Consider the following 11,588-nt stretch of genomic DNA (forward strand, 5'->3'; position numbering starts at 1 on the left):
CGTGATGTTTTTACGATCGTATATGGAACGTTTACTCATGCGGCGAAACGAATATATAAAAAGTAAAGCCGAAAGTGAAAAGCGATACCCATTTTAAGTTCGTTAAGCTAAACGGAGACTATAGTCTATAGTGCAATATAACGTATTAAGTAAGGGCTGCCGGTGGATTGGCAGCCCTTTCCCGCTAACGAACAGGATATTAACAATTGGAAACGAATTTTTATTTATTGATTTTTAGGTGGTGGTGAGTGCAATTGACAACTGAAATATTTTTTTCTTCGAACCAATTGGGTGTAGTGACAAACGAGCAATTACAGTCGATGCTTAACCGTTTCGACCTAGGAAAACTCATTTCATTTGAAAAAACGCCAAAAGGTGTGGGGAACCAGACCTTGTTTGTCAGATCCTCCTCGGGAGTGTATGTGCTTAAAGGAAACCCACTGTTTTCGAGTCAATTCATTGAAGAAAAATTCTATGTAGATAATCTACTTAGACTAACAAAATTGCCTGTTCCCTCCCCATACCTGGTGGATGAACAGGAAGACATATTTGGTTGGAGTTATTCTATTATGCCTCGTCTCACAGGCAGACATATTAATGAGCCAGAATTTGAAGAACTTAGCGGAGAAGATAAGAAACAAATTGCTGAATTATTAGCAATAAGCTTATGCGAATTACATCATTGGAAAGTAGATGTGTATGGCGAGTTCGATTCTAAATATCAAAATATCCGTCCGTTTGATGGTTCCTATAAAACTTGGCTTTACAACAGAATAAGATATTGGTTGGAGGATGCTAAAAAATATTCAGTAATCACCGCTAAAGATACTGAATGGGTTGAGAATTTATTGACAGCTTCTGAAAAAGTATTCGATGGCTTGCGCTCACCAACCTTCGTCATGGGGGACTTTAAAGCAGATAACATCCTTGTGCAAGATAAACCTGATGGTTGGCTGTTGAGTGGTATTTTTGATTTTACAACTGGTTACTTTGGTGATGGAATTGCTGACCTGCCAAGAATGATCGCCATGTATCTAGATAATGGGGAGGAAGAGTCTGCAAAGCACTTCATCTCTGTTTATTACAACAATTGTGAAGCAAAAGAAGCCTTTCTTGAACGCTTTAGGGTCCACATGCTTCACCAACGGGTTTTAGATTGGGGTTGTGCCAAAGCAATAAACAATGTCACTTGGGATAATGATCTTCCTTTTTCTCAATGGGTTGAAAGATATACGGAGTCGGCTGCATTTTTGTTTTGAATGTTCAACGACGGGAAACGATAGCTGAATTTAACACGTTTACTTCAAATATAAAAATAGGGGTGATAAAATGAAAGTGGAAATTGAAATCCCAGAATATGATGCTATCAAAGGTTTGAAGATTGTATGGGAGAAGAATTTCGAAATAAGAGCAATTAATATGGGAAACGATTTTGTAATTGAGGCAAACAAAGAGGGGTTAATTTCTTTAGCCAAGCAATTGTTATCAATTGCTTATAATGATCTTTTCTCAGGTTTTCACATCCATTATGAAGAAGCGACTTGCCTTGATAAAGGATCAGCCAGTTTTGTCATTGAGTTAAAATGAGATGATTTAAGCGCTGAACAAACGGAGCACGATAGTTAAAAATAGAAACACAACGGCAGCCGGCCAGAACTTTATTTCTCGTTCATGACTGCCGCTGGTGAAAATATTGTGGTAAATCTAATACTTATTATTCAATACCTGAAGTTTTTCCAACTCTGAAACCGTGTCAAATCAACTGCACCAGTCTAATACTTTATTTTCTTTCAACAGCTGGACTAGCAGAAGATGTAAACATCTCCAATCCGGGATGAACTGTATATGGAATGAAGCGCTGCGGGGGAGCATTGATCACACGACGGCAAGTGAATTCCAAGCCACATCTTCCACAAATTGGGGCCTAGGCAGGATGCTGGATTATCCGATATTTGTTATAGGTTAATAGAAAGAGAAGATAGAAATCGGTAACGAGTCGGAGGAGGAATCTTACATGCGAATGCCGGACGAGGCAGATTTGGCCTTTTTGTTCGAGGGAGACCGCGAAGGATTAAACCGATTCATCGAGAAGCATACGAAGCGCTTGAAGCAGGGCGAGCTGAACGACATTCGAAGCATGGCGGAGGAGTATACGATTGAGGAACAAATCCCGATCGTATTCGCTTTTGTTTTTGCAGCGACAGTGGACTGGAGAGAGTATGACGAGGACATTGTCCATTTGTTCGGCAAACGGCTGCCGGACGAACAGGTCGAAGTCGAAACGATCGAGGAGGGGCTGCTCGTTACTTATAACGGGACACCTCATACGGTAAAGCTTACGTTCTCCGGCAAGGACCGCTACATCACGATCCGAGCGTTTAACGAAATGGTCAAACCGAGCTATGAATTCCGCTTATTCGAAGGCTCCTACTTATCGGATACGCACGATTTTTTGGGGCTGAGGACGGACACATGGGAGGCGCTTGAGCAGCGGTATCCCGCCAAAGTCGCGGAGCTTTTCCGTGTAGTGGACGCAGAACTCGATTTTCCTTAATTCGCCAATAAGTTCCGTCAGTATAAACTTTTATCGGCTGACAAGAAAAATATAACATTAAGAGTCGCGTATATCGCGGCTCTTTTCATTTATGTTGTCATGTTCTTGTCTTGGGTCGATGACAAGAACTCGACAACATGCCCCACAGGTGACAAGAACATGACAACATACTCCACAGATTGATTTTGATTCTTATGTAGTGGCTGTCAGGCCATGGCTGACATTCTTGGAGGACAAGAACACACATTCAATGAAAGTTTCGGCTTTATATTTTTTATGTGTAAGTTCTTGTCCTTTTCGCTGGACAAGAACTTACATCGTTACCCGAATTGGGACAAGAACATACCATCCTTAGCGGCGACTGAACAAAAAACGGTTGAGGGAGGGGGGGGCCTTAAATTGGAAATGGGATGAAGCTAACGGGGCAGCAGCTACAGTCATTCTCTACCTTAATTTTATTTGGGGACATGTTATGATTGCAAGGGAAATGCATCAAATACATCTATTTCGAAAAGAGGGTAAAGCGTGAACTCTTTCTTGAATCATGCAGTTAGCGGAATTACAGCAAATCTAAAGGGAGTAAGGGGTATGGTTCTGCGGGGCTCCCAACAAACAGATGACATAGTTGACTTATGGTCAGATACTGACTTGTTAATTGTATTACATATTGCTAAAAATTCTACGGTTAAGCTTAGAGAACCGAAGATGGAGAAGCGGATCCCTAAGTTTTTGATTGAAGAGGATGTAATTAATCTCAAGTTAACCTGCGATTCCCTGCGCGAGCACGCACTCCTGGCGTTTTTGTATTGCACGGGTTGTCGCGTAGGTGAGGTTCATAAATTAGATATTGAAGATATCAACTGGGAGAGTTGCTCTGCGATTGTGCACGGCAAGGGATCTAAGCAACGAGAAGTGTATTTTACAACCGAATGTAAGGTCTGGTTAAAGAAATACCTGGAGAGTCGAAAGGATACTTGCAAAGCCCTATTTGTGACGGAAACCTTCCCTGTACGACGATTGGCCATACCCACAATACGTTATTCGGTAAAGAAACTTGCAGCCCGTGGAGAGGTTGCAGTCAACGTGTATCCTCATCGATTTCGTCATACATATGCTTGTCACTTACTTGATAATGGTGCCCCGTTAGATTTTATTCAAGGAATGCTGGGTCACGAAAAGGCCTCGACAACACAGATCTACGCTCAGCTTCGCGGGGAACGCCGACGGGAATTATATAGACGGTACTTTTAGGGGCCACAGGGCCCCGCTAAACTAAATGGCAAGATAGTTGAATGATTTCGCGAATAACTTAAGTCATGACGAATTTACGAAGTTCGCAAAAAAGACGTTAGCCGAAAGAAGTTCTTAGTTTAGGAGGAGTCTATATGATATTAGAAAAAGTTATAAATAGAATTGTAATACAAAGTGAATATAAGGATTTTGTTGATAAGTATATAGATAATATACTTACCGAATTTAAAGGTAAGATTCATAGCATTTATATGTGTGGCTCGATTCCAAAAGGAACTGCTAAACCTTTTAAGTCAGATGCAGACTTTACTATTGTATGTGTAAATCCCAAAGATATTGATTACGAAAGATTGTCAAATATTAAAGACAGGCTTTTGGAAGAATATCCAGTAGTAACTAAGATTGATACGATAATTTGCTCGATTGACGATGTATTAAGTAAACCAAATGAGTGGGGTTTTTGGGTAAAGATAATTTGTGTTTGCATATATGGTCATGACGTTGGTGAAAAAGTACCACCGATAATTATTTCTCCAGAGTTCATTTTAGACTTAAATACAGAGACCAAGGAGGAAGTAGATCGTATACATAGTTTACTTTCTAATGCTAGTGATAACACAATGAAAACTAGATATATTAAAGGTTACTCTAAGAGATTAATTCGTGCATTATACTCTTTGGTTTTAGAAGATACAGGTGTATGGCAAGATGACATTATTAAGATGAAGAATGCCATATTAAACTATTGTGAGATTGACTCCGCTTTAGTTGATTATCTGTATGCTTGTTACTTGGATAGTAATGTACTTGTTGAAGAGTTTCTGGGAATTGCAGATGAAGTATATAGCTATTTTGAGAACGCCTTAAATGCAATGGCTGCTTCCAGAACTTCCTTCGGCTAACACCATATTAACGCTCCGGGTCACTCTGAGAAGCGAGTGACCACATCCAGCCCCCTAAGCCCGTCGGGACGTCACTGCATTAGGTGTTCGGCAAGCCTAACAACTATAAGCAGCGACTCTAATTAAAACATAAGACTATTGAACGGGCACGATAGTTGAATGATCCAGGGGGGAGATTGCCGCGGCAGTTGCTCTCTTTTTTATCAAGCAAAATGGCAGCATAGTTCGACAACTTTATACTGTAGGAATGAGCTTCCTCTGATAAAACACCATTAACTGGGTTTGTTAATAGGGGGAGAGTGAGCATTATGAACGGATATGTTTTGGTTAAAAACAAGAAGATTTACTATGAGGTATACGGTGATAAAAATCTTCCAATGTTTTTATATTTACACGGAGGACCTGGTGTTGGCTCGTATGATTTCAATCTCAATCAGGCACACAGGCTATCCTCATTTATCCATTTAATCTCCATCGATCAAAGAGGTTGTCTTCGATCTGATGAATCAGAATGTAACAAACTTAGATGCTTTACTGTATTGTCACAAAAGTATCCTCTTCATTGTCTTCTATGATATGAGGATGGGGCAGGAGTCCTCAGAAGTGTGAAACATTCAGGAGGTAAGTGTATGAGAATCTTTGTTGCAGGTGGATCCGGGGCAGTAGGTCGGCAGCTTCTTCCAAGGCTGCTGCAGGTAGGTCATGAGGTTATAACGATAACCCGCAACGAGCGTAATGCCCATTTTATGAAAAGTATGGGCGCTCGCGTTTTGCTCGCCGATGTGTTTAACCAGGAAGCCGTCATTACGGCTATGGCAGAAGTCCGGCCGGATGCGGTTATCCATCAACTCACTTCTTTAAGCGATATGAACTTTTCCGAGAATTCCAGAATCCGAAAGGAAGGTACTCGGAATCTGGTCGAAGCTGCCCAGACAGCAGGGGTAACTCGCTTCGTCGCACAAAGCATTTCGTGGGCTTACGAACCGGGAGATGGGCCGGCAACCGAGAATATTCCTTTGGATTTGAACGCACCCGAGCCGCGGATTAGGATGGTAGACGCAGTCGCTACGTTAGAACAAGCCGTTACGGCATTACCTGAGTACGTGATTCTTCGTTATGGAATGTTCTATGGGCCGGGAACATGGCACGAGCGCACCGGGCAAATAGCTGAAAAAGTGCTGCGCAAGGAAATGCCCGCAACCGATGGGATCAGCTCCTTCATTCATGTGGAGGATGCGGCAAACGCGGCTGTGCTCGCACTTGGTTGGCCTTCCGGACCGGTCAATATAGTGGATAACGAGCCTGCATCCGCAGTACAATGGCTTCCTGTCTATGCGCGTGCATTGGGGGCATCTGAACCCGATTATATAACGGGCATGGAACGCGGCGAACGTGGTGCATCGAATGCCAAGGCGCGCCTTGAATATGGTTGGGAGCCGATATTTCCGACATGGCGTACCGGGTTCTCACGAAGCCTTGCTTCCCAATAATGAGCAGATCAAGAATGAAACATTTAAATCTGCAGGAGGGCTTATACTAAAGAAAATGTCAATTAAGAGATAAAACCCTAAAAAAGAAACGGAGACATTAGTTGAATAAAGACAACACAACGGCAGCCGGCGAAAATGTTCGGCTGCCGTTGTTGCGCAAACGGGCAGGATTACTTAATCACTACACGAATAACCTTAAATATGACGAATAAATGTTTTGACGATCCATCAGAAGGAAATAGAGCAATTTGCGATTATGTCAACCGGTATGTGAGAAAAACCGATGTCGGCTGACAAGAACAATATAACATTAAGAGTCGCGTATATCGCGGCTCTTTTCATTTATGTTGTCATGTTCTTGTCTTGGGTCAATGACAAGAACTCGACAACATGCCCCACAGGTGACAAGAACATGACAACATACTCCACAGATTGATTTTGATTCTTATGTAGTGGCTGTCAAGCCATGGCTGACATTCTTGGAGGACAAGAACATACTTTCAATGAAAGTTTCGGCTTTTTATTTTTTATGTGTAAGTTCTTGACCTATTCGCTGGACAAGAACCCGAATTGGGACAAGAACATACCATCCTTTGCCGCGACTGAACAAAAAACGGTTGAGGGAGGGGGGGCCGTGGCTGCAGTTTGTAGCTCCCGAACAAGCCGGATGGTCAGCGGAGAAGTTGCGGGAAGCCCGGCATTTTTATGAGGAAATCGGCTCCGCCGCCTTTATGGTTATCGATCGGGGAGCCGTTGCGGTGGCCTGGGGGAACATTACTACCCCTTACGGATGCCATTCTGTCCGCAAAAGCATCTTAAGCGCGCTATACGGCATTCATGCCGGGGAAGGCCGGATCGATATACACCGAACGTTAGCGGAGCTGGGCATCGATGATTCCCTTCCACTGACCGAAGCAGAAAAGCAGGCAAAGATCGTCCACTTGCTCAAGGCCCGTTCCGGAATTTATCTTGAAGCCGCTTCAGAAACGGAAGATATGAAGAAAAATCGCCCCACTCGTGGAAGTCATCCGCCGGATACTCATTGGTATTATAACAATTGGGATTTTAATGCGCTGGAAACAATTTTCGGGCAGGAAACGAAATCGGGCGTGTTTGAAGAGTTTGAAGCGAGACTCGCGCATCCACTTCATATGGAGGACTTCCACCTTTCGCAGCATACTCGGCGGTATCACCAAAAGCAATTTTCCATGCACAGCGCCCATCATTATCGGATTACCGCACGGGATTTGGCCCGGTTCGGTCTTCTTTTTCTGCAAAAAGGGAGGTGGGCGGACAAGCAGCTTATTCCGGAGTCTTGGGTAGAGGAGAGCACACTCCCGTATTCCATGAATGAACAGAAGTCCGCAGGGTACGGCTACTTGTGGTGGATCCCCAGAGCCGGGGTGTGGAAGATGCTGGGTATGGACGAGGCCACGGGATTGGGGATGTACGAGGCCGCAGGATTTGGAGGGCAGAGAATCGCCATATGGCCGAAAGCCGGGCTGGTCCTGGTTCACCGGGCGGATACGGATGCGAACCGGACGGTTCCTCAGCCGCAAATTTTGAAGCTGTACCGATTGATTTATGAGGCGAAAATCGGCCGTTCGGGTGAAGACTCGGTCCTTGCGGAGCAACCTGATTTTGTCCCTTTGAAAAAGTGATCGGCCGCAATTCATGAACCTGCAGGATAGTGGAAGGTATTCGGAAGTAGTCGTTGGGTTTTAAAAGAAAAAGTGCTGGATATGATCACTGCGCCAGCCATTCGTGCTTGCTATCAAGCTTATTTAGATTTCGAGGGAAATATTAACTATATAGAATATGAAAAAACTCAACCGGAGTTTAGTAATAAATTGAAAGAAATATCTAGTATTACATAAAACTAACGGATACCATAGTGAAATTAGGCAGGGAGCAGATCGCCGCGGCAGCTGCTCCCTGCATTGAAGTAACTGGCAGGCTAGTTAAATAGAATACTTTCTCAACGTCAAATATGTACATATGATAACATTTAATTAAAAGAATATGGGTGGTGGTAAGGTAATGTGGCTCCTTAATCAATGGCCCAAAACAAACGCAAATCAACAAGGAATGGATGCTTCAACTATACAAGGAGTAATTAATGACATTAGGTCTGGTAATTATAATATTAATAGCATGTTGATTTTGCAAAATGGCCATCTAATCAACGAAACGTACTTCACCTCTTACAATGAAAGTAAGAAAAATCAAATATACTCAGTCACTAAAAGTATAATCTCTGCACTAATCGGAATTGCTATTGCAGATAGGAAAATCCAGAGCATAAACCAAAAATTATCCGAATTCTTCGATGAGATTTCCGAATGCAATCTAATGAGTACAATCACCATTCGAGATCTTCTTTCCATGACTTCTGGAATAAATTGGCCTGAGATAAACATTCCGTATTCCAACTCAGAACACCCATTTAACTTAATGTTCGAAAGCACCAACCAGATACAATATATCCTCGAAAGGCAGATGATTGATAAACCAGGGAGGAGATTCAATTATAGTACTGCTGATTCTCATTTATTATCGGCGATTCTTCAACGTTCTGTTGGAATGAATGTACAGGAATATGCTATAGATAAATTATTTAATCCGATTGGTATTACTGATACTATCTGGCTCAGAGATAAACAGGGCATTCCTCTCGGGGGGACTGGATTGTATTTGAGGTCTGCAGATATGGCTCGATTCGGATTATTATATTTACAAAATGGAAGATGGGATAATATTCAAATCATTCCTTCGGAGTGGGTGGAGAAATCAACGGTATCGTATGGATATCAATATGGATACCAGTGGTGGATTGGAACGGAAGGGGATTATTATGGGATGGGCTCTAAAGGGCAATATATTTTCGTTTCACCCAAGACTAATCTGGTTGTAGTGTTCACAGGCGATCTTTCTGATGACTACTTTCCAATTCGTCTTTATACAGATATTAAGAACTCGGTTATTCAAAAGTGATAACACACAATGGCGTTACGCCCCCTCGAAATGATTCAGTTTCCTCACTCAGACTCATGAATTCGCAGGATTACACCCCATGCAAAGTGTGAGTGGAGAGAGTCACGGAGGAGCCGGTGACTGGGGACCGTAGAAATGGCATGCGGGAACAAAGGTGTGATCTCCCACACCTATATCATTCCATATCGTGCACGTCTCCATGTAGCCCTAGCAATTCTCGCTCCCATGTCTCAACGGGTCTAATCCCTTTCATTCCTTCGTCACATCTAGCAAGAAAGTTTAACCTAAGGTTGAATGTGACGTTCGAGGCAAAATAAAAAAGTCTATGATTTGAAATTGGAAAGAAACTCTCAGAAACATGAAACCGGACGGAGTACGATGACTGAATAAAAACAACACAATGGCAACCGGCTAATTCCGTGGCCGGCAGGGCATGGGGGGCTAACGGAATACGAGAGCTCAACATTACGACATAACGAGGCAGCCGGCGAATCGATCGGCTGCCTCGCTCACCTAACGGGAGTTTAGCGCAACTTTACACAGATTGGAGGCGTATGAGGAGGTAACCTATGTATAATGGGAGGGCTAATTATAGCACAATATTTTGCTGCCGTTTTATTCTTCACACTGGTTATTTATTTCCTTACGTCCAGCTTACTGCAAACAAATTCACCCTCAACTGACCTACTCCTCTCAATAATAATTTCGCACTTGCTTGTTGAAAAACTTTCCCGCATGGAAAAGAAATAACCGTACGCTCATTTTTCTGGCACGATGACCGTCCCATGCGGACACAGAATTACAAAAAATTCCTCACCGGTATGGAGAAAATGGGAGAATGAATGCGAAAGAGTAATTGACGGACAATTATCATGGATGTTTGTTGGGGAAATAATTCATCGACTGGATAATTTAAATCAAATATGTCCGAAGAGAAGGAATTAAGAAAGAATCAAAAAAAACGTTCAGGAATCATTCCTGATCGTTTTTTTTGTGATGAAGGAGTTCTTGTCGTTTAAAGGGTCAAGTTCTTGTCGTCCGACATGTCCGGCGACACAAACATAGGTGCATAATCGTGAATGAATTGTGCCGTCCTAAAGGGCACGATAGTTCATTCACACAGGGGAGCAGGTCGTCGTCGGCAACTGTCCCTATTTCATTATAGAAACGGGAGAACGGTTTTTATGAGATACCCAAATATAGTGACAATAACATCGCGGAGATATTTATGGAGTTGCCACCGGATTGATTGCTTTGCTTGTACCGTCTCATTAAAGTAACGGGAACCCGTAGTTCAATAAACATCAATTGAAGGCTGCCATGAAAAGGGCAGTCTTTACTTTTTTGAAAACATAAAATCTAGCTGAGACTTTCTGATAATTTTGAACATATTGGATACGATCTCCTTTGCTATAATAATAACCAAGACGAAATGGACAGCAGGTGAAAAGTATGAGCTACGTGGAGTCCGTGCAAAGGGCGATCGACTATATTGAAGAGCATTTGGACGAGGAGCTTGATCTCTCCAGCATTGCGGAAGAGGCTTATACATCGGTCGCCCAATTGTATCGGGTGTACTACGCGCTTACCGGACATCCTGTAAAAGATTACATTCGCAAAAGAAGAATAAGCGTTGCAGCCAATCACCTGAGATACTCTAAACGTAAAGTGGAGGAGCTCGCTTGGGACAGTGGATTTGAGTCTTACCATTCTTTTGCCAAGGTGTTCAAGAAGATCGTCGGTTTAACTCCGGCCACCTATCGCAACGCCGAACTGTTCTTCAGCTTCGAGCCGATCCGTCTATACGAGCAAATTACCTACAAGGAAGATAAGGAACAAGCAGAGCTCTTCCCCGACGTCAAAGTGATCCGGTTCCTGCCTGACAAGATGTATACCTATTTGCACATCTCTAACCATGAAGAAGGAATGGAAAATGAGGCATTCCGGACTGTTTTCGAAAAACTCGGTGTAAGTGAAACTGCTAGGAACAACAGAGTACGTGTTTTTGGCTACAATGTGGATCTTCAGGAAGAAGACGGCAAGCCCCGGTATGGTTACCGAGTGCTGATTGAGGCTGCAGAGGAATGCATGGTTAATAGTACGTTAACCGAGGAGCCGTTCCGGCTACTGACGACATATATCGCGTCGGGATTATTGCCAAGGCGAGGAAGATGATGAAGTTGCCGAACGGAACCATTCGTGTTCAGGTCGAAGGCATCATGCGAGCGGAAGTTGTTGAATATTTGGCAAACGACTCGTTTTACGAGGTTAATGTCCCGGAGATGCCCGAAGAAGAGTCCACCGACCCGGGGATCGACACTCTTATGCGAACGGTGCTTAGCCAGTTCGAGCATTACATCAATTTGACTAAGAAGGTTACGCCGAAGACACTTGCAG

The 11,588-nt window shown here is 43.1% G+C and carries 9 protein-coding genes and 1 pseudogene; all 10 read left to right on the top strand.

Features of this window, described 5'->3' with window-relative positions:
- Positions 1-248 precede the first annotated feature (248 nt).
- Positions 249-1,259 carry a phosphotransferase family protein gene (locus FE783_RS36710; RefSeq protein ID WP_338015946.1) on the top strand — a complete coding sequence of 337 codons (1,011 nt, stop codon included), beginning with the start codon at positions 249-251 and terminating at the stop codon, positions 1,257-1,259.
- Positions 1,260-1,329: 70 nt separating this feature from the next.
- Positions 1,330-1,587 carry an Imm32 family immunity protein gene (locus FE783_RS36715; RefSeq protein ID WP_202916325.1) on the top strand — a complete coding sequence of 86 codons (258 nt, stop codon included), beginning with the start codon at positions 1,330-1,332 and terminating at the stop codon, positions 1,585-1,587.
- Between the two features lie 427 nt (positions 1,588-2,014).
- Positions 2,015-2,554, top strand: coding sequence for a hypothetical protein (locus FE783_RS36720; RefSeq protein ID WP_138884362.1), 540 nt, complete (start codon positions 2,015-2,017; stop codon positions 2,552-2,554).
- A gap of 588 nt (positions 2,555-3,142) precedes the next feature.
- Complete coding sequence (locus tag FE783_RS36725) at positions 3,143-3,805, top strand: tyrosine-type recombinase/integrase (protein ID WP_238403431.1); 663 nt, start codon at positions 3,143-3,145, stop codon at positions 3,803-3,805.
- A gap of 134 nt (positions 3,806-3,939) precedes the next feature.
- Positions 3,940-4,707, top strand: a complete 768-nt coding sequence (locus tag FE783_RS36730) for a nucleotidyltransferase domain-containing protein (RefSeq protein ID WP_054024997.1) — start codon at positions 3,940-3,942, stop codon at positions 4,705-4,707.
- Positions 4,708-5,336: 629 nt separating this feature from the next.
- Positions 5,337-6,197, top strand: a complete 861-nt coding sequence (locus tag FE783_RS36735) for an NAD-dependent epimerase/dehydratase family protein (protein ID WP_138884363.1) — start codon at positions 5,337-5,339, stop codon at positions 6,195-6,197.
- 593 nt (positions 6,198-6,790) lie between these two features.
- Complete coding sequence (locus tag FE783_RS36740) at positions 6,791-7,858, top strand: serine hydrolase domain-containing protein (RefSeq protein WP_138884364.1); 1,068 nt, start codon at positions 6,791-6,793, stop codon at positions 7,856-7,858.
- Between the two features lie 379 nt (positions 7,859-8,237).
- Entirely contained in the window at positions 8,238-9,191 is a 954-nt protein-coding gene (locus FE783_RS36750; RefSeq protein WP_158302251.1) for a serine hydrolase domain-containing protein, read from the top strand.
- Between the two features lie 1,452 nt (positions 9,192-10,643).
- Positions 10,644-11,366 (top strand): helix-turn-helix domain-containing protein, encoded by a 723-nt coding sequence (locus FE783_RS39120; RefSeq protein WP_202916326.1) that lies wholly within the window; start codon positions 10,644-10,646, stop codon positions 11,364-11,366.
- Positions 11,312-11,588, top strand: a pseudogene (locus FE783_RS36760) (LON peptidase substrate-binding domain-containing protein); the annotation flags it as partial. The gene FE783_RS39120 and the pseudogene FE783_RS36760, both read left to right, overlap by 55 nt.

Origin of the sequence: Paenibacillus mesophilus, assembly GCF_005938385.1 — a bacterium.
GTDB lineage: Bacteria > Bacillota > Bacilli > Paenibacillales > NBRC-103111 > Paenibacillus_AB > Paenibacillus_AB mesophilus.

Coding starts and splice junctions, on each gene's coding strand:
- FE783_RS36715 (WP_202916325.1), top strand. CDS start 1,330: ATGAAAGTGGAAATTGAAATCCCAGAATATGATGCTATCAAAGGTTTG.
- FE783_RS36720 (WP_138884362.1), top strand. CDS start 2,015: ATGCGAATGCCGGACGAGGCAGATTTGGCCTTTTTGTTCGAGGGAGAC.
- FE783_RS36725 (WP_238403431.1), top strand. CDS start 3,143: ATGGTTCTGCGGGGCTCCCAACAAACAGATGACATAGTTGACTTATGG.
- FE783_RS36730 (WP_054024997.1), top strand. CDS start 3,940: ATGATATTAGAAAAAGTTATAAATAGAATTGTAATACAAAGTGAATAT.
- FE783_RS36735 (WP_138884363.1), top strand. CDS start 5,337: ATGAGAATCTTTGTTGCAGGTGGATCCGGGGCAGTAGGTCGGCAGCTT.
- FE783_RS36750 (WP_158302251.1), top strand. CDS start 8,238: ATGTGGCTCCTTAATCAATGGCCCAAAACAAACGCAAATCAACAAGGA.
- FE783_RS39120 (WP_202916326.1), top strand. CDS start 10,644: ATGAGCTACGTGGAGTCCGTGCAAAGGGCGATCGACTATATTGAAGAG.